Annotated in this window: 20 protein-coding genes; 16 read left to right on the top strand and 4 right to left on the bottom strand. The window is 45.1% G+C overall.

Annotated features, from left to right (window positions below; all coding sequences use genetic code 11):
* Positions 1-18: 18 nt before the first annotated feature.
* The 8 genes from I2H74_RS16460 to I2H74_RS16425 all read left to right on the top strand — a co-directional run bounded on the left by I2H74_RS16460 (position 19) and on the right by I2H74_RS16425 (position 7889).
* Positions 19-2415, top strand: a complete 2397-nt coding sequence (locus I2H74_RS16460; RefSeq protein WP_195575329.1) for a sensor histidine kinase — start codon at positions 19-21, stop codon at positions 2413-2415.
* Positions 2393-3043, top strand: a complete 651-nt coding sequence (locus I2H74_RS16455) for a response regulator (protein ID WP_195575328.1) — start codon at positions 2393-2395, stop codon at positions 3041-3043. The genes I2H74_RS16460 and I2H74_RS16455 overlap by 23 nt, the downstream gene beginning before the upstream one ends.
* A gap of 163 nt (positions 3044-3206) precedes the next feature.
* On the top strand, positions 3207-3596 hold the full coding sequence (locus tag I2H74_RS16450) for an O-methyltransferase (RefSeq protein WP_229106757.1): 390 nt from the start codon (positions 3207-3209) through the stop codon (positions 3594-3596).
* 227 nt (positions 3597-3823) lie between these two features.
* Complete coding sequence (locus I2H74_RS16445; RefSeq protein WP_195575327.1) at positions 3824-4405, top strand: TIGR00730 family Rossman fold protein; 582 nt, start codon at positions 3824-3826, stop codon at positions 4403-4405.
* Between the two features lie 289 nt (positions 4406-4694).
* Complete coding sequence (locus I2H74_RS16440) at positions 4695-5927, top strand: anaerobic sulfatase maturase (RefSeq protein WP_229106756.1); 1233 nt, start codon at positions 4695-4697, stop codon at positions 5925-5927.
* A 49-nt stretch (positions 5928-5976) separates the two neighbouring features.
* Positions 5977-6552: an RNA 2',3'-cyclic phosphodiesterase gene (gene thpR / locus I2H74_RS16435; protein WP_195575326.1), complete on the top strand. Its 576-nt coding sequence runs from the start codon at positions 5977-5979 to the stop codon at positions 6550-6552.
* A gap of 143 nt (positions 6553-6695) precedes the next feature.
* Positions 6696-7271 (top strand): hypothetical protein, encoded by a 576-nt coding sequence (locus I2H74_RS16430; RefSeq protein ID WP_195575325.1) that lies wholly within the window; start codon positions 6696-6698, stop codon positions 7269-7271.
* A 159-nt stretch (positions 7272-7430) separates the two neighbouring features.
* Positions 7431-7889, top strand: coding sequence for a MarR family winged helix-turn-helix transcriptional regulator (locus I2H74_RS16425; RefSeq protein ID WP_195575324.1), 459 nt, complete (start codon positions 7431-7433; stop codon positions 7887-7889).
* A gap of 103 nt (positions 7890-7992) precedes the next feature.
* Here I2H74_RS16425 and I2H74_RS16420 read toward each other — a convergent pair whose 3' ends face one another.
* Positions 7993-8160 (bottom strand): DUF1328 domain-containing protein, encoded by a 168-nt coding sequence (locus tag I2H74_RS16420; protein ID WP_195575323.1) that lies wholly within the window; start codon positions 8158-8160, stop codon positions 7993-7995.
* 214 nt (positions 8161-8374) lie between these two features.
* On the opposite strand from I2H74_RS16420, the gene I2H74_RS16415 reads away from it, so the two are divergent.
* From I2H74_RS16415 to I2H74_RS16380, 8 genes are all read left to right on the top strand, one after another.
* Entirely contained in the window at positions 8375-8968 is a 594-nt protein-coding gene (locus tag I2H74_RS16415) for a DUF948 domain-containing protein (protein WP_195575322.1), read from the top strand.
* 154 nt (positions 8969-9122) lie between these two features.
* Positions 9123-10289, top strand: a complete 1167-nt coding sequence (locus tag I2H74_RS16410) for a fused response regulator/phosphatase (protein WP_195575491.1) — start codon at positions 9123-9125, stop codon at positions 10287-10289.
* Complete coding sequence (locus tag I2H74_RS16405; RefSeq protein ID WP_195575321.1) at positions 10286-13696, top strand: response regulator; 3411 nt, start codon at positions 10286-10288, stop codon at positions 13694-13696. Before I2H74_RS16410 ends, I2H74_RS16405 begins: the two co-directional genes overlap by 4 nt.
* 45 nt (positions 13697-13741) lie before the next feature.
* Complete coding sequence (locus tag I2H74_RS16400) at positions 13742-14614, top strand: CheR family methyltransferase (protein WP_195575320.1); 873 nt, start codon at positions 13742-13744, stop codon at positions 14612-14614.
* Positions 14614-15828, top strand: coding sequence for an ATP-binding protein (locus I2H74_RS16395; RefSeq protein ID WP_195575319.1), 1215 nt, complete (start codon positions 14614-14616; stop codon positions 15826-15828). Before I2H74_RS16400 ends, I2H74_RS16395 begins: the two co-directional genes overlap by 1 nt.
* 138 nt (positions 15829-15966) lie before the next feature.
* A complete protein-coding gene (locus tag I2H74_RS16390; RefSeq protein WP_195575318.1) occupies positions 15967-16281 on the top strand; it encodes an STAS domain-containing protein in 315 nt (104 codons plus the stop codon).
* Between the two features lie 33 nt (positions 16282-16314).
* Positions 16315-16773 (top strand): anti-sigma B factor RsbW, encoded by a 459-nt coding sequence (rsbW, locus tag I2H74_RS16385; RefSeq protein ID WP_195575317.1) that lies wholly within the window; start codon positions 16315-16317, stop codon positions 16771-16773.
* Positions 16770-17537 (top strand): sigma-70 family RNA polymerase sigma factor, encoded by a 768-nt coding sequence (locus I2H74_RS16380; RefSeq protein WP_195575316.1) that lies wholly within the window; start codon positions 16770-16772, stop codon positions 17535-17537. The genes rsbW and I2H74_RS16380 overlap by 4 nt, the downstream gene beginning before the upstream one ends.
* Positions 17538-17648: 111 nt before the next feature.
* Here I2H74_RS16380 and ald read toward each other — a convergent pair whose 3' ends face one another.
* The 3 genes from ald to I2H74_RS16365 form a co-directional block, all read right to left on the bottom strand.
* Entirely contained in the window at positions 17649-18782 is a 1134-nt protein-coding gene (gene ald / locus I2H74_RS16375) for an alanine dehydrogenase (protein WP_195575315.1), read from the bottom strand.
* Between the two features lie 168 nt (positions 18783-18950).
* Positions 18951-19292, bottom strand: coding sequence for a hypothetical protein (locus I2H74_RS16370; RefSeq protein WP_195575314.1), 342 nt, complete (start codon positions 19290-19292; stop codon positions 18951-18953).
* A 12-nt stretch (positions 19293-19304) separates the two neighbouring features.
* The gene (locus tag I2H74_RS16365; protein ID WP_195575313.1) at positions 19305-19736 is read right to left on the bottom strand and encodes a YtxH domain-containing protein; all 432 of its coding nucleotides are present in this window, start codon (positions 19734-19736) and stop codon (positions 19305-19307) included.
* Between the last annotated feature and the right edge of the window lie 120 nt (positions 19737-19856).

Below are 19856 nucleotides of genomic sequence, written 5' to 3'. Positions count from 1 at the left end.
ATTTTAAGGAGGCACTCAATGAATAATCACCTGCTAAGGAGGATTAAAAATGCCTCCTTCTTTGTCATTATTTCAATTTTAATAATTTATTTAGCCTATGTGACGATTAATATAACCCCGATTGGTGCCGCTGTGAAAACAGACGATGATGGGAATATCGTTATAACAACGATTGAATATGAAGGAAGTTTGAAGAATTATGGGGCGCAACAAGGGGATATTGTTCTTGAGATAAACGGAAAAAAGGCTAGTGAGCATAGAACGGTAATAAAATACGGGATGGTCGAATATGCAGATACCATTCTATTAAAAAAACAAGATGGTACGACTGATTTTATTGAAATACCCAATCATTGGAAAGAAAATTTAGCAAGTGAAGAAACAATCTTTCATTTAATAGTCCCAACATTGTTTCTGATTATTTTTTCGTCTGTATCTCTATTCTTATATGTGAAATGTAGACATGATAAAGCGGCTCACATACTAAGCTGGTTCTTCTTAGCGATTGGAGTAAGTTACTTTAGTTCCCCAGCTTCATATCGGTGTGACCCAATTGGAAGAGTACTTATATTTATAATACTTCCTGCGATACCCTTTATTTTTTTATATTTTATGCAGGTCTATTTAAGAAGATTTCAGGTGCATTTTAAGAATTCAAGACTTTTATTTACCTGGGTTGCGATTAACATGTGTATTGTTTTCTTTCATAGTACTTACACTTTTACTGACGTTTTCCCAAGTGGTTACTATCGTTTAATACAAGTTATGAACTATTTTACATTAACTTGTGGGTACAGTCTTTGTGTTTTTCGCCTTGTTAACGTTTATTTACGTTATCGGAATTCATCTCTTCGTCCTCTGTTTATGATTATTCTAGCAGCACAGATCGTTGCATTTACGCCATTCGTGACAATGAACTTGTTGCCGGGAATATTATTTCATGTTCAATTACTTTCTCCTAACGTAACGACTTTATTTTTACTTGTTTTGCCTTTTAGTTATATGTACTTATTTACATCAAATAGATTGTTTGATATTGAATTTATTTTTACACGTTTCAAGTATTATACGTTATTATCGGTTATCCCAGCGATATCGATTCTATTGCTTCTCTATGTCGTGCTGTATGTAAGCCATGATTATGCTAGTGTAAAATGGTTCCAGATCTTTATTGTAGTCTATACTAGTTTGATTTTATTTTTATATTTAAAAGAACAAATCGATCACCGATTCAGACCAAAGTTGTTTAAGCAGATGTACAGTTACCAGGACAGTATTGACCGTTATTCGAGGCAGATGGCGAAGGTCATGAAGCGTACAGATCTGGAAAATGTATTGCATCAAGAGATTTCTATCATGCTTCCGATATGTCAGTATCAATTTGTTATTATTGATACTGCAAACCAAATTGTACAAATGAATATTGATACCAAACTGGATCAGGAAGTTTCAGATATGTTATTGGAGCGCGTTGATACGATGCAGGTTGCAGAAGTCATGACACTGCCTTACGGTGTTGCATTGATTGTGGGCAAGCGTAAGGAAGAACTACACATTCTCTGGATTAGTAACAAAAACAATCATACCCAATTTAATGTGGATGAAATGCGCTGGCTCAAGACCATTTCGAATTATACAAGCATCGTATTTGAGAATTTATACTTAATTGATAGTTTAATCGATGACCTGGAAATCGAGATGAAGAAGCATCAATCAACATCGCCGTGGCTTTTGCGTCTAATATTCTGCTTGTCCGAGAATGAGCGCAGGCGACTAGCAGCAGATCTTCACGACTCTGCTCTTCAGGATCAATTGCTGTGGTTTCGTAAGTTAGAATCCGTGCTGCTGGATCGTCAAATGGACAAGAACCTTGCTCAAGAGCTAGAGGAGATTAAAGAAGGACTTTTGGATGTAATTCACCAAATTCGTGAAACATGCAATGAGCTGAGGCCCCCGTTGCTAAAGGAGCTTGGCGTTGTCGAAGCTATAGAGAATCTGATCGACCATGCAAGATTGCAAATGAATTTTTCCATTCATCTTCATACTGCTCCAATAGAGATGACATTAAATGAAGAGCAAATAACGGCTATGTATCGGATCGTACAGGAGCTTCTTCGAAATACAGAGAAACATGCTCGGGCAACGGATGTAACAATCGAATTAACTCAAATCGACAATTCGCTTTATTTCCATTATAGAGATAATGGGTTAGGCATGGAGATCGAGCATTTGCAATCTTCATTCAGCCATATGGGACTGTCAGGCATTCGGGAGCGCGTTATTAGCTTTGAAGGAACGATTGAGTTTATTTCGAAGCCGGGACAGGGCTTTGAGGTAGAGATTATGATGCCTGTCCATTTATCGAAGGAAGTTGAAGAGAGGGGGACTCATTTTGATTCGTATCTTATTAGTTGACGATCATCCATCGGTCGGCGAGGGAACCAAGACGATGCTGGAGCAGGATCCACAGATTAGCGTCCATGTTGTACTTTCCGGTGTAGAAGCGCTGGAAGAGGTTAAGAATGACCACTACGACATCATTCTATGCGATCTGAACATGCCCACAATAAGCGGGCTGGAGTTGACCAAACGATTAATTCAGGAGAAGCCTGATCGAAAAGTATTGATTTACACCGGTTATGAGATCAGCTCTCACTTTAACTTATTGGTTGAATCCGGGGTATCCGGCTTTGTGTCGAAGACGGTATCTAGAGAACAGTTGTTGAATGCGATCTATTGCTGCATGCGAGATGAAGCCATTATCCCTCTCTCGCTTCTTAAGCAGCTGCGGCGGAGCGAGATCAAGATTAAGCGCGGCGACAAGACATTTGAGGAAGCTTCTATCAATGAGCGAGAGCAGGAAATTCTGCAAGAGGTGGCCGAAGGACGCAGCAATAAGGATATTGCCGCTAAGCTTCATATGAGCCAGCGTACCGTTGAATATAATTTGACTCGAATCTTCGAAAAGCTAGGTGTTCGTTCGCGTTCTGAGGCAATTGTGGAAGCAACTAGACTTGGTCTTGTGCGAAAAGAAATGTTCTAGTTCTTATGACTTAATTATCATTTTATTTCAACTATGTAAAATAGTAAAAACGGTGTAATAATATGTTGTAAAAAGTAAAATATGACTATATAATTGTACTTGCAATCCATATATTAACAATAACAATGGGTGATTTGAGAGGAGGAATATGATGAATAGGAACATGGAATTAAGTTTGGCTAGACAGTTGAGTTTGGTATTTGAGGAATTGGAATCAGAGTTGATCGGCATAACAGGTGGGACTTTGGTAGTGTGTATACGCAACGATATGATAGGTAAGTTTGGCGTTAAGCATGATGCGCTTGAGAGCAAGAATGAGGTGCTGGTTCCCATACGACAGGGGATGCAGAAGAACCATATTGCTTCATTCCGCTTGCTTGCTATGGAAGCGCTAAAGCGCAAGAAGAACTGGACGCACGGAGAGATTGTATTCGACTTTACGCTGAAGCACGATACGCTGATGGTCAGCACTTGGTTCGAGTCGAACTATAATATGTCCAACCTGCTTGAAAAGTACAAATATTCAGATTCACATACAGGATTACGTCGATAAGATATACGCTTTACATAAGATTAAGACAACATAGCATGAAGCATAAGAATAAGTTATAACCATGCATGATTCTGCACGATTAGGCTTTATCTAGAAAGAGCCGTTCTATCGCACTCCTTATTAGTCGAACTAAGAGCTTAAGGGAACATGCGCAGATCACGATTCCGCTTGACGTTGTTCTGACTTCCTGATATATGTATGTCGACTAACTTTTAGGAGTGTAGAGAATGAAGACAATTTGTGTTTACGCAGGGTCTAACTTGGGTAATCGTCCGGAGTATGCGGACGAGGCGCGCAAGCTGGGCAAGCTACTGGCCGAGCGAGGAATTGAGCTTGTATATGGCGGCTCCAAGGTTGGACTTATGGGGGAAGTAGCAAACAGCGCTTTGGCTCACGGTGGAAAAGTAACGGGTATCATGCCGAAGGGCCTCTTTCGAGGAGAGGTTGTCCATACTGGACTTACAGAATTCATCGAAGTGAAGGATATGCATGAACGCAAGGCACTGATGGCTCATCGCTCAGATGGCTTTATTGCATTGCCTGGTGGGTTCGGAACCTTTGAAGAGTGGTTTGAGGCTGTCAGCTGGACGCAGATCGGAATACATAGCAAGCCAGTGGCGCTCCTTAATGTGTTGGACTACTACACGCCGCTTCTTCGCATGGTAGACCACAGTATTGAAGCGGAGTTCGCTCAGGAAGCTCATCGTCAGCTCATTCTGGAAGCTCCAACTGCTGAGCAGCTGCTTGAGAAGATGGAGCAGTATCATCGTCCAGAGCTCAAGAATAAGTGGAAGCATCTGGAAGACTAACTTTAGTGCTTTAAGAAATATGAATATGATAGGCTTGTGAATCAGGTTCGCCTTGAAAGAGGGCGGACCTTTTTCATTTCAATAGAGAGGGTTAGTACTCGGGTGGTAGAATAAGGGATTGTGAGAATGCTCCTAGCACAATGATTTCCATCGTTTTATGCTAGAAACGGATTCTAATCGTAATAGGAAACAGGACTCAAGGTCTTTAAACGAAAGCAAATCGCATCAGCATTGTCGAGTCTAAGCCCATAAGAAAAAATGGATGATACAAATAACGGGAGTGAAGGACATGAATTCATGTGCGACTATGCGGACTAGTGAGGCGCCAAGCAGTATCATGTGGAAAACAGTATCGGAGGATTGCAATCTTGCTTGTGACTATTGCTATTACAGCACTTGTGCTGGAAAGCCTGGTAAGACGATCCGACGAATAGAGGATAAGCTGCTCGAGTCAGTGGTTCAGCAAATGATGCAGGCATCCCGAGGCGCAGTGTCCTTTGCTTGGCAGGGGGGAGAGCCGTTGCTCGCAGGCAAAGCCTTTTTTGAAAAGGTGGTAGCCCTGCAGGCTCATTATGCACCCCCTCGTACGACCATCAGCAATAGTGTGCAAACGAATGGGACGCTGATTGATGAAGAATGGGCCCAGTTCTTTAGGACATATTCTTTCCTAGTAGGAGTTAGTGTCGATGGTCCCGAATCTATTCATGATAAGCGTAGAAAGACTGGCTCGGGCGCAGGCTCTTATAAACAGGTAATGCGCGGTATTGATGCTCTTCGTCAGGCAAATGTGTCCTTTAATATTTTGATGGTCATTCATGAGGACAATGTAAGAGAAGCTAAAGCGCTAATGCAATGGTTGAAGGAGCAACGCATTGAATATGCTCAGTTTATTCCTTGCATGAACTTCCGATCTCAGGATGTAGAGGCGTCCGGAACCTATCGCATAACGCCAGAGGAGTACGGACAATTCCTATGCGATGTTTTTGATCTATGGCTGGAAGACGGACAACCACAGTGTTCGATTCGTATTTTTGATAATTGGCTTCAGACGCTTATCGGAGATGAAACTGAACTGTGCACGTATCGGACAAGCTGCCCCAAAATGCTTATTTTAGAGCAAAATGGAGATGCCTATCCTTGCGACTTCTATATCCATGATCAGTACAAGCTGGGCAGTGCTGCAGAGGAATCTTTGGCAGAACTAATGGAAGCTTCGAAATGGGAGCTGTTTGAGGATCAGCAGAAGATTGGTTTAGATCAATGCCATTCCTGCTCGTATTGGCATTATTGTCATGGCGGTTGCCCTCGCAATCGAATGACAGAGAAGCCTGGATCTCAAGGAACCTTGCAGGAAACGGATTATTTTTGCCAAAGTTATCAAATGCTATATAAATATGGAGAGGACCGGATGAGAACGCTCGCTAAAGATGTTATGCAGCGGATCAAGCGGAGTTATCCAGGGAGAAATGAACGCTGCATATGCGGAAGCGGCAAAAAGTATAAGCAGTGCTGCGGCAGCTAGGCTATTTTCCGGGAAATAAAGGACTGGTTTATCAAAGGAGCGAGTATGCGTGCAGGAACAATGGAGAGTATTCATAGCCGTTCCACTTCCTCTGGAACGAAAGGAATGGCTTAAGAAACAGATGGATAATCACGATTCTGCATTAAAAGAGTTCAAGAAGCAGTCAGACTATCGTGACTATCATATTACGCTCCAATTCCTCGGAGATGTGGAGCCTGACAAAGTCGTTCACATTCACGAGGCAATGAATCAAGTGGCAGCATCGATGCGAGCCTTTTCTCTTCAGTTAAAGGACTGGGGGACCTTCGGTCAGCCCGCATCGCCACGTGTTCTATGGTGTGGGATAGAGGGGGACCTGAGTTCTCTTCAGCAGCTTTATGGCAGCTTGGCGGACAAAACCAAAAGGATTGGTTTTGAGCCGGAGCATCGTCCTTATCGACCGCATTTGACGATATCTCGCCAATATCGGGGAACAGAAACATTCTCTATGGACAAGCTTCCTCAATGGGATGATCATTCAGCAGCGGATCGCACTTGGAAGGTGGATCGCATTGTGCTTTATCGCACTCGATTGGGACAGCGACCGATGTATGAAGAGATCGCAGAGAGCTTGATACAGTCGTAATCCAATTCAGATGTATATAATACCCATCACGTAGAGGATGTCTTTTCCTTGTTCTACCTCCTGTATCAGTTATACAATAGAATCTAGAAGTCAGAAAGATGGACTTCTATTGCAGAACGTGCAGCAAAGGAGATTAGCAATCGATGAAAAGTCATCCCTGGAAATGGGTCAGGCGATTCCTGCTCTCTTTGGTGATTCTACTTATTCTAGGTGTTCTAGGCCTATCCATGTATGTGAAGCCTTCGGAGCCGATTGGCTGGGCTGCTCCCGTACATGTCTCGATCCGAGAGCGTATTGAACAAATGATTGACCAGCGCTCATTTGAAATTAAGATTACAGAGGACGAGATTAATGGGTATGCATCAGAATGGATGCTGACAGAAGGCTTTAAAAGGCCAGAGATTAAACGTTGGAATCTCCAAGGGTTATGGATCGCTGCGGAGAACGAATTCCTTCATTTGAGAGTAGTGGCCAAGCCTTGGCTTGGATTGGAAGTGGAAGTGAATCTAGATATGAAGCAGGAGTATGATGCTTCTACTGGACTGATTAAGCTGATTCCAATCAAATTGTATGTAAAAGATATTGAGCTTCCCCTTCATTGGTTCAACCTGAAGACGATAGAGGTAAAGCCAACGGATTATATGACAGACTGGGTAAAAGTGAAATCGATTGATTTCGGCGAACATTACTGGATGGTGCGTCTAGGTTTATCATTATAGAATGAATAAGTTTCGTCATAGACGGAACCAAACATTCTATTTAGTGATATAACCTGCCTCTTAACACGGTCGCTCATCTTGAATGGCCTCGAATAAGATTTTCTCGCGTCAATAATTCGGTATGCGTTGGGTAGGGTAAGTAGAAATGGAGTGGATGAATTGCCAAATAAAGATGAGCTTTATCAATTGCAAATTAAGTTTCGTTCGATTGTTCGACGCATCAACAAATTGTGGATGGAAGAGATGGATCACAATGTGAATCCTACACAGTTTAGTGTGCTGGAGCAGCTTAGCAAGCAAGGTTCTTTAAAGGTAACGGATGTTGCCAAGACCCTTCGACTGACGGCAGGTGCGGTAACAGGCATTACAGATAAGCTGATCGAGATGGAAATGGTCGTTCGCCGTCGCGATGATTCTGACCGAAGAACGGTATATTTAGAGATTACCGATAGAGGAAAGAAGCTGGTGGATGAGACGCAGGTGCATCGCCAGGAGCTATTTGCCCGCTTTTTCACAAATGTAACGGAAGAGGACTTTAAGGTCTATGTCGCGGTTAGCGGACAAATTATGGAGAATATTGAGCAGCTGATGATCGGTGACGAGACTAGCACTTCATAGGTGTAACAGAGATGACGACCGCCCCAGCAATGATTGGGGCGGTCGTCATGCTTGCATAAGTGCTGTTGATCCAAGGGTAAGCAATAGAAGCTCATGGCTTCAGCTAATTCGAAGACCCTCTTCTGCCTGTAATCAACGATATAATGAACAAGATCAGAAATACAAAGAAGAGTACCTTCGCGATAGAAGCAGCTGCTTCTACAATTCCAAAGAATCCGAAGATCCCGGCAACTAAAGCAATAATCAGAAATATTGCGGCCCATCTTAACATGTGAATCCCTCCAATTCAATTTGAACATGAGCTCATTTTTGAATGTGTCAAGTTATTAACCATTGATTTTATGGATTAATCAGGAAAATTTGTTTTGATCCATTTTGTTTGAACGCATAGTGGACAGGGTATAGAGTTGATAACTACCTGCTTTGTTTATGATGATGTGATCATATATCGCAACAAGCCTGTACATAACGAAAGGAGCCCTATTATGCTTATTGAAATTAGTGCCCTCATTGCTGCACTCGCTTTTGTTGTTCTTGTCGTATATTTAATTAAGACATTAGTGTCCGCTAGAAGCTCATTGGATCAGGCGACACAGACGCTCGCTGACATTCAGCGAACGATTGATGCCGTATCTAGCGATGTGAAAGAGGTTGTATCCACCGCGAATGAGATGACCTCCAATATTCATGTACAGGTCAAGAAGCTTGAGCCTGTTGTCGATTCGGTTGAAAACGTTGGAGAGGCGCTTGAGGAAATTACCGCTGTGCTGAGATCGGTATCGGTTGGTGTGGCTAAAGGCGTGAGGAAAGCGGCCTCGAGATTTGAGGAAGCGCCTAAGACAAAGCCAACTGAATCTCCGAAGGCTCAGACGGCTTCTGTTGTGAACTTTCCTGTACCAGTAGAGGACAATCTGCCAGCTAAGGTGGAAGAACCTGCCCCATGGGAAGCAGGAATGGCGGAGGCTGCTGTGGCTCACGAGATGAACAAGGCTCCCGCTAAGAAGACGTCTAATCCTGAGCAGTGGAAGGCATGGGTTGATCTAGGCGTGCAAGCATGGCAGCTGTTCCGAAAGTCATAGTCAAAAAGCTGTAGCCCGGCTATCTTAGATAGACGGGCTATTTTTTGTTCGATTATCCTAATCTAGCATTTGATAACATTTTCACAAAAAAGATGCTCGTATCCTTGGATTTCGGTATAGTAGAGATAACCACTAACGAGAGGAGAATCGTATGGTGAACGTTCTGGTAGTTGATGATAATCCAACGAATATTATGTTGATTCGAGAAATATTGCGCAAAGCAGGGTATACAGGCATTCATACGGTATCATCCGCTCGAGAAATGTATGAACAGCTTGGATTGACACGTGACGGCGACCATCCGGAGAAGCGAATCGAGCCTGATATCGATCTGATCCTTCTCGATATGATGATGCCGGAGATTGATGGATTGGAAGCTTGCAGACATATACAGCGAATTCCTGAATTACGGGATATTCCGATTATTATGGTAACGGCTATTGGGGATTCGAAAACGCTGGCAGAGGCCCTTGATGCGGGCGCGGTTGACTATGTCACCAAGCCTGTGAATCGCATCGAGCTTCTTGCGCGAATTCGGCTCGCGCTTCGGTTGAAGCAGGAGAAGGATTGGCACAAGGAGCGGGATCGGCATATCCGTGAGGAGCTTCGACTGGCTGCGCGCGTACAGGCCTCGGTTCTGACGGAGCCTTACGCGGACGAGAAGATTCATATCCATGCGATCTATAAGCCATCTGAAGAGCTGGCCGGTGATTTGTATGCCTGGTTTCCAATAGAAGAAGGAAAGTACGGCGTTATGATTCTGGATATGATGGGTCATGGTGTATCCTCTGCGCTTCTAAGCATGTTTATCGCATCTGAGCTTCGCAATAATGTGATGAGTGGAAGAGCCCCGCATGAAGTTCTTCAGCAGCTAAACGCCAAATTCCAGCAGGTCCATATGAATGGGAATCTTATGCTTTACTACATGACCGCGATCTATGCCATCATTGATGTGGAGTCGAATACGATCCAGTATGCGAATGCGGGACATCCTCCGGGAGTAGTCGTGATGGAGGACGGCCGCATTGAGAATCTAGGGACGACAGGACACCCTGTCGGCATGTTCTCCACGCTCGATATTGAGACGAAGGTCATTGAGTGCACTAGCGAATATCGAATGATTCTCTATACGGATGGCCTGACCGAAGCGGTAGGAGAGGATCCTGAAACGTCGGCTGCGCAATTAGCCTCCCTTGTGCAACAGTACCCAGCATCTGATGCGGAACCTTGGAAGGAATTATTCAATACGCCATTTGGCAGAGAAGATGATAAATGCATGGTATGGGTTCACGTAAATGGAACAGGGGGAATAACAGCATGAAATTAAGGACGAAATTGGTTCTCGGTTTCGCGTCCTTTATGATCATCATAGTTTCATTGGGAGTCATGTCTTATACACGAATGACCGAGATGCAAGAGGATATTCGTGAGTTCTATAGTGATCGCTTCGTGAAGGTCAAAGCAGCATCCACTATTATGAACGATGCTCATAATATATCGGCTGAGCTAGTGAATGAGCTGCTTAATGTTGAGACGGATCGTGCACAGGCCGTTATGGAGATTCAGCGTTATAAGCGCAGAATCGTACAGGGTATCCAGCTCCTTCAGAATATGACAGTGAAAGTACAGGAGAAGGAAGGCATTGCGCAACTCGAACAGTCTTGGACGAACTACATTCAATTTGTGGAAAAAGCAGCAAGCCTCGGTGAAGCGAACGAAATTGAGAAGGCGAATCAGCTTCGCAATGACGTTGGAGTGACCTTCCAGCGCAAGCTGTTGGATGATCTGCGCTCGTTAATTCATTACTACGAGATCCTGATGGATGATCAGCTTCAGCAATCACAAGCTTCTTATGAGAATGCGATCAACTGGACAGCCAGCATTATGCTTCTTGGCTTCGTGCTCAGCATTGCGGTAACGCTCTGGGTTATTCCAAGCGTGACAAGGAATTTGAATACGATGTCCATGATGATACGAAGCCTTGCTGCGGGCAAGCTTCGTGTTATTCGCAAGATGAAGGTGCATACGCGTGATGAGATTGGCGACGTCATCGAAGTCTTCAAACAGATGGTAGAGGACTTGGAGGAGCGCAAGCAGACTGAGGAAGTGCTTCGCAAGCAGCAGGATGATCAGGCTTGGCTGGATAGCAGAGTGGCTAAGATTGGCGAACAATTAAATGGCGCTACGAACCTGCACCAGGTTGGACAAACCTTTGTCAATGCGTTCACGCCGGTCATGAATGCCCAGTATGCAGCCCTTTACATTCGTGATGAGCTTCATGCTCCCGATACATTTGAACTCTACGGCACATATGCTGCACAGCATGCGCTTGAGGCTGTAGCCTCATTTGAGGTAGGGGTAGGACTTGTCGGTCAATGCGCAGCAGATGAGCATCCCATCATACTGTCTGATGGGGATCAATGCACGATCAAGCTTCGTTCTGGATTAAGTGAGATCAATGCGGCACAGATCGTCCTCTATCCACTAAAGTTTGAAAATCGTGTAATTGGGGTAATGGAGCTTGCTTCTAATCGTTCATTTTCAGAGCTTGAGCATAAGCTGCTTGAACAGCTTGGGGTGAGTCTAGGCATTGTAATCAATACGGTTATAGGCCGCTTGCGAATTGAAGGACTCCTTCGGGATTCTCAAGCCCTTACCGAGGAGCTTCAATGTCAATCCGAAGAGCTGATGTCCCAGCAGGAAGAACTGAGACGCTCCAACGAACATTTAGAATCACAAACCGATGCCTTAAAACGCTCTGAGGAGCTGCTTCAGCGGCAGCAGGAAGAATTGGAGCATTATAATAAACAGCTCGTTACCAAGACGAAGGCGCTTGAAGATACGATGAAAGCGACGCAGGAGAAGAACGAAGAGCTTGAGATTGCAAGAACGGCGCTTGAGAGACAGACGCTGCAGCTTGCTTTGACATCCAAGTATAAATCCGAGTTCTTAGCTAATATGTCCCATGAGCTTCGAACTCCGCTCAACAGCCTCCTCGTCTTGTCCCAGCTGCTCGCTGAGAACCCGGAAGGGAATCTTGTGGAGAAGCAGGTGGAGTATGCTCGCACCATTCATATGTCGGGCACAGATCTCTTGCAGATGATCGATGAGATTCTGGATTTATCCAAGATTGATGCAGGCAAGCTGAACATCAATTACGAGGCAGTTGATATTGAAGAGCTCGCCATGTTCATGAAAGATAGCTTTGATCAGATCGCAGCGCAAAAAAACTTGACCTTTAACGTGAAGCTGGGAGAGCATCTTCCAGAGACGATCATAACGGATAGCTATCGCTTGAAGCAGATTGTCCGCAATCTGCTGTCTAATGCGTTCAAGTTTACCGATGAAGGGGCAGTAAGCCTATATATCGATGTAGACGAGGAGACGTCAGAGCTTGCGCATACTCCATTCTTGGCAATACGCGTAAGCGATACAGGGATTGGAATTCCAGAGGATAAGCAGAAGCTGATCTTTGAGGCCTTCCAGCAGCTTGACGGCAAGACGAGCCGCAAGTATGGAGGGGCAGGCCTTGGTCTATCCATTAGCCGTGAGCTTGCTGGTTTGCTAGGAGGCAATCTGCAGGTGAAGAGTGTGTCGGACGAAGGTAGCACCTTTACCCTGCTGATTCCGATGTATACAGAGGAAGTAGAGATTTTGAAGCTGCAGCAGATGACGAAGGCTCGTGATTCTTCTCCTATCGATGAATTATTAAGCCGCTTAGGGGAAGGGCAGCAGCAAAATGGAGACCATACCGATCCTGTTCAAAAGGATGATCCTGCCGCCTTCGTTGCTGCTGTAGTTAAAGAAACGACGCAATCCGAGAAGGAAGCAGCGGCATCAAGCATGAGAGCGATAAACGGAAGCGAGACAAGTGAATCTGCACGGTCTAGTGATATCAAAGATAAGGTGAAGTGGATTTTCTGCCAGAAGCGTTTGCTTATTATAGGCATCGAAGAAACCGATGCCGATACCATCATGGAACGCTTGAAGGATACCAGCATTGGCATAACGGCTGTGTCCTCAGGACAAGAGGCGATTGAGACGCTTAGCAGGGAGCATGTTGACGGCATTGTAATGGATATTGGCCTTAGTGATATGACAGGGCTTGATCTTGTATCTAGAGTGAAGGACATCCCGGAGATGAGCGATATCCCGATTATTGTCTATACCGCGATGGGGCAGCATGCGATTGTTGCAGAGCTGCGGCAATATGCGCATCGCTTGATATCTAGTGACGATTCGGGGCTCGAAGTGCTCCTTGCTGAAATTATGAGCATGCTCAAATGCACAGATACGCTGCCTCCTGAACAATTTGGCTTACAGGAGCGTGTTAAGTTTGTGCGGGATCAGAACTTGTCTGGCAAGCGCATCTTGCTCGTGGACGATGATGTAAGGAATGTATTTGCATTATCCAGTGTCTTTGAACAATACGATATGGTCATAGAATATGCGGAAAACGGCTTGGAGGCCATCGAGCTGCTGAATCAGGATTCAGCGATCGATCTTGTACTGATGGATATGATGATGCCAGAGATGGATGGCTATGAGGCGATGGGGAGAATTCGCCAAGTGCCTAAGTTTGAGAAGCTTCCGATTATCGCCTTGACGGCCAAGGCGATGAAGGAAGACCGCAACAAATGCATTGAAGCGGGTGCATCCGACTACGTCAGCAAGCCATTTCAGACCGACCAGCTGTTATCTTTGATGAGAGTATGGCTTCACCAATAATAGAATAGCAAGAATAAGATTTAAAGAATGGAGAAGGGGATCGACATGTTTGAAGATAAGTTGCTCTTCAATCAAAGTGCGAATCGGTACCCTGACGAGGGATATCGGGAGCAGGTTGAAATTGAGCTGTTGCTGGAGGGCCTGTATCGGGTATACGGCTACGATTTTCGCGATTATGCTTTCCCTTCTCTGCGACGTAGAATATGGCATCAAGTGTATAAAGAGCAGTTGACCAGCATTTCGGAGCTGCAGGGACGACTCTTGTACGATCGCAAAGCTTCAGAAAGGCTAGTGGAGACCTTGTCGATTCCCGTGACGGAGATGTTTCGAGATCCATTGATGTTCAAGAAGCTTCGCGAGAAAGTGCTTCCGGAGCTGAAAGACATGCCGATGATTCGGGTCTGGCATGCCGGCTGCTCAACGGGAGAAGAAGTGTATTCGATGGCCATTCTGCTGGAAGAAGAGGGGCTCTTTGAGAAGACCAGACTTTATGCGACAGATATGAATATTGCCTCGCTTCAACAGGCGCGAGAAGGAATTTGCTCTTTAGAGAAGATGAAGCAGTATACGATGAACTATCTTGAGGCAGGGGGCAAGCACTCTTTTTCTGAGTATTATAAGGTTACGAATGATGGCATGGTTGTCTTTGATCCACGTTTGCGAAAAAATATGATTTTCTCTGATCATCATCTTGCGACGGATAAATCATTTAACGAGTTCCAGTTGATTTTTTGCCGTAATGTGATGATCTACTTCAACGATACTTTGCGGGATCGTGTGCATCAGCTGATCTACGACAGCTTGGCTCCTGATGGTGTATTGGTGCTTGGCTCTAAGGAGTCGATTCATTACACGGCCTTTCGCTCAAGATATGAAGAAGTGGATTATAATGAACGAATATATCGTAAAATTCGATAATGCTTGGAAAGGAGTCTTACGCGGTGGAACCGATCAACATATTGCTGGTGGATGATCGCCCAGAGAATTTGCTTGCCTTGGAAGCCGTATTATCCGAGGAGAATTATAGGCTTGTTAAAGCGACTTCAGGGGAAGAAGCGTTGCGCCATCTAATGAAAGAAGAGTTCGCCGTCATACTTCTTGATGTGCAAATGCCAGGCATGGACGGAATTGAAACAGCCAAATGGATTAAAGCTCGGGAGAAAACGATGAACATCCCGATCATTTTCATTTCAGCAAACTATAAAGAAACAGAGCATCTATTTGCGGGGTACTCTGCTGGCGGCATCGATTATATGGTGAAGCCCTTTGTTCCGCATATTCTAAGATCAAAAATCCACAGCTTCGTCGGCATGTTTCTTGCTCAAAAGAGACTGAAAGCACAGAAGATGCTGCTTCGTCAGAAGACCGAGGAGCTTGAGCGCATTAATCGTGAGCTTGAGATCGCAAAGGAAGAGGCGGAACGAGCGGCTTTGGCGAGAACCCAATTCCTAGCGATTATGAGCCATGAGATTAGAACGCCGATGAATGGTGTGCTTGGCATGATAGATCTGCTGCAGGATACGGAGCTTACGGCGGAGCAGCGCAGCTACACGGACATGATTTATAACAGCGCCAATGCCCTTATAAAGACCATCAACAACGTGCTCGACTTTACGAAAATGGAATCCGGGAAGCTGGAGCTGGAAGATTATCCGTTCGAGATTCGTTCCTTGATCCAGGGCGTATTTGAGCTCTTTACGCCTGAGGTTAACAAGAAGCCGCTCTCCTTGATCAGTGTTATTGATGACGGAGTGCCTGCTTGCTTAAGAGGCGACATGATACGCCTGCGGCAGGTCTTGATCAATCTGATCGGCAACGCCGTAAAGTTTACGAATGAAGGTAATGTTACTGTGCGAGTGCGGATGACGGATAAGGATACACTAAATGCCAAATGCACCATGCAATTCGACATTGAGGATACGGGCATTGGCATCCCGGCTGAGAAGCTAAATGGGATGTTCAAGCCGTTTTCCCAATTGGATTCGTCTATGAATCGAAAATATGGCGGCAGCGGGCTGGGGCTTGCGATCAGCAAGTCGATTATTCAGCTGATGGAGGGGGATATTTCGGCTTCCTCCTTGGAGTCCGGGGCATTATTGCAATTCACGGTTAAGCTCCATCTTGCGGAATAGGATATAATTGATGGTTATGTTTTTGGAAGCGGTTATGTTTCAATCGTGATAGAAACGGTTATAGTTTAAGAAAAGTGTGACAAATGTAATAAGGAAGCAAGATCCAAAAATGGTTTTCTCACGGGGAGAGGGAATGTTATGAATGGTAAAAAATTCAATGTTACGACAGCAGTAGAAGGCACAGAGCTAACCGTTTATTTGCAAGGAGAACTGGATCTGGCAGCAGCGAGTGAATTCAGAAGCTACATGGAGCCATTGACCAGTGATGGGGATATTTCTTTGACTCTTGATTTGTCCAAGCTCTCTTACATTGACAGCACAGGGATTGGGATTCTCATTTCGATTCTGAAAGCGCGCAAGGAAATGAACGCTCCGTTCCAAATCGTTCAGATTCCGGCTCAAGTTCAGAAGTTGTTTGATATGATCGGCATTTCGAAGTTTTTTAACGACTAATTAAGAATATGATAATTTGAAAGGAATTGAATCATGGCTGATGTAAAGTTACAGCAGCAGGTTAGATTGTCTATACCGGCACAAGCTGAATATGTTGATTTGGTTCGTTTGACGTTATATGGTATTGCAAATCAGATGGGCTTCTCCTTCGAGGACATCGAAGATATGAAAGTAGCTGTATCTGAAGCGTGCAACAATGCGGTACTGTATGCATACAAGCGTGATGGCGGAATGGTAGATATCGTGTTTAACGTTGGTGATCAAGATCTAGAGCTGATCATTCGCGACGAAGGCGACAGCTTCGATGCGGAAGAGAAGACGCAGGACCCGGGTGCATGGCATGATACTCCATTAGAGGATGTCGAGACAGGTGGACTTGGCTTCTATCTGATGCAAGCTCTGATGGATGACCTCGAGGTTAATAGTGTGGAGGGGCGTGGCACAGAAGTACGGATGCGTAAGTCCATCACTCTTAGCGAGGAGCTCCAATGAGTCTGCTTCCTAGACAACAACCAAATGATGCATTAGATCTTATTCGCCAATATCAAGAAACCAAAGATAACGATATCGCCACCATTCTTATTCAAAAGTTTGAACCGATGGTTAAGATGGCTGCAGGCAAAATCTCACGCAATCGACCTGACCTCTATGAAGATTTGATGCAGGTTGGGAATATGGCGCTGATTCGTCTATTGCAGCAGTTTGACTCTTCATTAGGGGTACCCTTTGAAGCCTACGCGATGAAGAGCATGATTGGACATATGAAGAATTTCCTGCGAGATAAGTCATGGTACATTCAAGTGCCGCGTCGAATCAAGGAAAAGGGGGCTCTTGTTCAGCAAACCATTGATCAATTGACGGTTATGCTTGAGCGAAGTCCATCTGTTGAGGAGATCGCGAAGCAGCTCGATCTCTCTGTGGAAGAGACCGTTGAGGTTCTTGCAGGCAGAGAATGCTATCACTATGTATCGCTTGATACCCCGCTGTCTCAAGAGGAAAGCGCGGCAACGCTGGGCGAGCTGATCAGCTCTGACGTTGATGACTACGATGCTGTTGAGCGGAAGATGGATCTGCTGGAAGCGATGAAGCAGCTGAAGGAGGAAGAGCGGCGTGTGCTTGTGCTTGTGTTCGAGCAGGGCTTGTCTCAGCGAGCAGCAGCAGAGAAGCTTGGTGTATCTCAAATGAGTGTATCTCGTATTCAGCGCAGGGCGACGGACAAGCTGAAGCAGATCATGTCTGCGCAAGGAACAAGCTGATGGAACTTATAGGTATGATCATCATAAAGAAATAAGCGTGAGCATCTAATAGAGAGCTCACGCTTATTTATATGGTCCGCTATAAATCGCTCATTCGCTAACAAAAAGGAATTAGGAGTGGCAATACTTGCGGTTCAGGGCTTCCAATGCTGGTACATACGTATAGCCAAGATCACGTGCAACTGCTTCATACGTAACTTGATGGCAGGCAACATTAAGTCCAGATAGAAGGGCGGTATTATTGCGAAGAGCACTTAAGAATCCTTTGTTCGCTAGCTGAAGAGCATAAGGTATGGTTACGTTTGTAAGCGCAAGCGTGGAGGTGCGAGGTACAGCACCAGGCATGTTGGCTACAGCATAGTGGACGACGCCGTGCTTTACATAAGTAGGCTGGTCATGAGTGGTAATGTGGTCAACCGTCTCGATGATACCGCCTTGGTCGATGGCTACATCGACAACGACAGAGCCTGGCTGCATCGATTGAATCATGTCCTCTGTAATGAGCTTTGGTGCTTTGGCACCTGGGATGAGTACAGCTCCGATAACAAGATCCGATTGCTTCACAGCATCCTTGAGGTTGAATGGATTGGAGATTAAGGTTTGGATTTGGCCATGGAAGAGGTCATCCAATTCGCGAAGACGATCAGGGCTTAAATCCACGATAGTGACGTCTGCACCAAGGCCAAGTGCAATCTTGGCTGCGTTTGTTCCAACTACGCCGCCGCCTACAATCGTGACTTTGCCTCTGTGTACACCAGGAACGCCGCCAAGCAGAATTCCTTTTCCGCCATGAGGCTTTTCAAGGAATTGAGCACCGATTTGTGCAGCCATGCGGCCTGCTACCTCACTCATTGGCGTAAGGAGCGGAAGTGTGCGTCCAACTTGTACGGTTTCATAAGCAATGGCAATGACGCCTTTGTCTACTAGAGCCTTTGTTAGGGCAGGCTCATTGGCAAGATGCAGATACGTGAACAAGATTAATCCTTCTTTAAAATAAGGGTACTCCGATGGGAGCGGCTCTTTCACCTTTAGAATCATATCAGCTTGAGACCATACCGATGATGCTTGATCAATGATGCTAGCTCCAACGGATGTGTAATCCTCATTTGTAAATCCGCTTCCTGCTCCTGCTTGTGTCTCGATAAGAACACGATGTCCGGCTTTGACGAAGGCATCGACTCCGGCTGGTGTAATCGCAACGCGATTTTCATTATTTTTGATTTCCTTTGGTACCCCAATAATCATGTTCAGTCCCCCTGATATGTTTCATTACTTCTCGTCATTAAGTATATCAATGTAAGCGATTTATCACTTCGTTCAGAATCATGAATGTCCATTTATTTTATTGTTTGTCAACACCAAGATAAATAAACAAAATACCCAGGCCATCACAGTGACGTGACATGACCTGGGCTAGTTCATATAGGAAGCATGCGAAGATGCCCTATACACCTGATGATCAATTAAAGAAAAAAGCTGTCTTAGCAGCTGCCAAGCCTTGCGCTTGACGCTAAGGGTAACTTTTTCTTGTCCTGCAAAGGATACTTTCGCCGCGTCAATTCGGAATTGACCGTCAGGAAGCAGCTCTGCAGGCACCGAAAGCATAAGTGCTGGGCGATCTTGTTGGTCATGCTGGCTTGGAATGCCCAAAACGAACACTTCTTCATCACTGCTGCGAATTCCCGTAAAGCCATAATCGCGGAGTACATCACGTACAGCTTCAGCAGGAGCTAGAACAATAAGATGCAGGTTCATCCCTTATGCCTCTTAATCTTCCTTCTTCAATTCCTCTGCCACGCTCTCTTTGATGTCTGCGGAAGCATCTTTAACGGATTGAACGGCGCTCAGAGTAGCTTCCCTTACTTGCTGAGCTGCATCGGTAGTTGCGTCTTTTACGGAAGTTGCAATCGTTGCAGAGGCTTCCTTCACGCCAGACACAACGGTTTCAGCTTTTTCACCGGCGTTCTTTACTGCTGTTGCGGCCTTAGAGCTCAGATCCAAGGCGACTTCCTTTGTTTTTTCGGTTACATTCTGTGCACCGCAGGCGAGATCCGTGCGAAGCTCACGGCCAGATTTTGGCGCAAGCAAGAGCGCTGCTGCCGCTCCAACGAGACCTCCGATAATAGCGCCTTTAATAAAAGCAGAGCTGTTTCGTTCACATGCCGTTTCTTGTACAGCTGTTTCCTGATTCGTATTCATGTCACATCTCTCCTCTTTAGGTTTTCTGAAGATCATTTACAATGGAATTACACCAGTTGCCTCGCTTCGAAACAATTATTTTCTTTAATTTACCGATTGACGATTCTAAAACGGACAAAA

Origin of the sequence: Paenibacillus sp. 1001270B_150601_E10 (genome assembly GCF_015558675.1) — a bacterium.
In the GTDB taxonomy this organism is placed as follows: Bacteria; Bacillota; Bacilli; order Paenibacillales; family Paenibacillaceae; genus Paenibacillus_B.
This window is presented reverse-complemented; position numbering and strand designations above follow the sequence as displayed.

What these genes read in the sequence shown, in the direction of transcription:
- I2H74_RS16400 (WP_195575320.1), top strand. Translation starts at nt 13,742, where the DNA reads ATGTTTGAAGATAAGTTGCTCTTCAATCAAAGTGCGAATCGGTACCCT.
- I2H74_RS16420 (WP_195575323.1), bottom strand. Translation starts at nt 8,160, where the DNA reads ATGTTAAGATGGGCCGCAATATTTCTGATTATTGCTTTAGTTGCCGGG.
- I2H74_RS16380 (WP_195575316.1), top strand. Translation starts at nt 16,770, where the DNA reads ATGAGTCTGCTTCCTAGACAACAACCAAATGATGCATTAGATCTTATT.
- I2H74_RS16370 (WP_195575314.1), bottom strand. Translation starts at nt 19,292, where the DNA reads ATGAACCTGCATCTTATTGTTCTAGCTCCTGCTGAAGCTGTACGTGAT.
- I2H74_RS16445 (WP_195575327.1), top strand. Translation starts at nt 3,824, where the DNA reads ATGAAGACAATTTGTGTTTACGCAGGGTCTAACTTGGGTAATCGTCCG.
- I2H74_RS16440 (WP_229106756.1), top strand. Translation starts at nt 4,695, where the DNA reads ATGAATTCATGTGCGACTATGCGGACTAGTGAGGCGCCAAGCAGTATC.
- I2H74_RS16390 (WP_195575318.1), top strand. Translation starts at nt 15,967, where the DNA reads ATGAATGGTAAAAAATTCAATGTTACGACAGCAGTAGAAGGCACAGAG.
- I2H74_RS16450 (WP_229106757.1), top strand. Translation starts at nt 3,207, where the DNA reads ATGGAATTAAGTTTGGCTAGACAGTTGAGTTTGGTATTTGAGGAATTG.
- I2H74_RS16415 (WP_195575322.1), top strand. Translation starts at nt 8,375, where the DNA reads ATGCTTATTGAAATTAGTGCCCTCATTGCTGCACTCGCTTTTGTTGTT.
- I2H74_RS16430 (WP_195575325.1), top strand. Translation starts at nt 6,696, where the DNA reads ATGAAAAGTCATCCCTGGAAATGGGTCAGGCGATTCCTGCTCTCTTTG.
- rsbW (WP_195575317.1), top strand. Translation starts at nt 16,315, where the DNA reads ATGGCTGATGTAAAGTTACAGCAGCAGGTTAGATTGTCTATACCGGCA.
- I2H74_RS16395 (WP_195575319.1), top strand. Translation starts at nt 14,614, where the DNA reads ATGCTTGGAAAGGAGTCTTACGCGGTGGAACCGATCAACATATTGCTG.
- I2H74_RS16405 (WP_195575321.1), top strand. Translation starts at nt 10,286, where the DNA reads ATGAAATTAAGGACGAAATTGGTTCTCGGTTTCGCGTCCTTTATGATC.
- I2H74_RS16460 (WP_195575329.1), top strand. Translation starts at nt 19, where the DNA reads ATGAATAATCACCTGCTAAGGAGGATTAAAAATGCCTCCTTCTTTGTC.
- I2H74_RS16365 (WP_195575313.1), bottom strand. Translation starts at nt 19,736, where the DNA reads ATGAATACGAATCAGGAAACAGCTGTACAAGAAACGGCATGTGAACGA.
- ald (WP_195575315.1), bottom strand. Translation starts at nt 18,782, where the DNA reads ATGATTATTGGGGTACCAAAGGAAATCAAAAATAATGAAAATCGCGTT.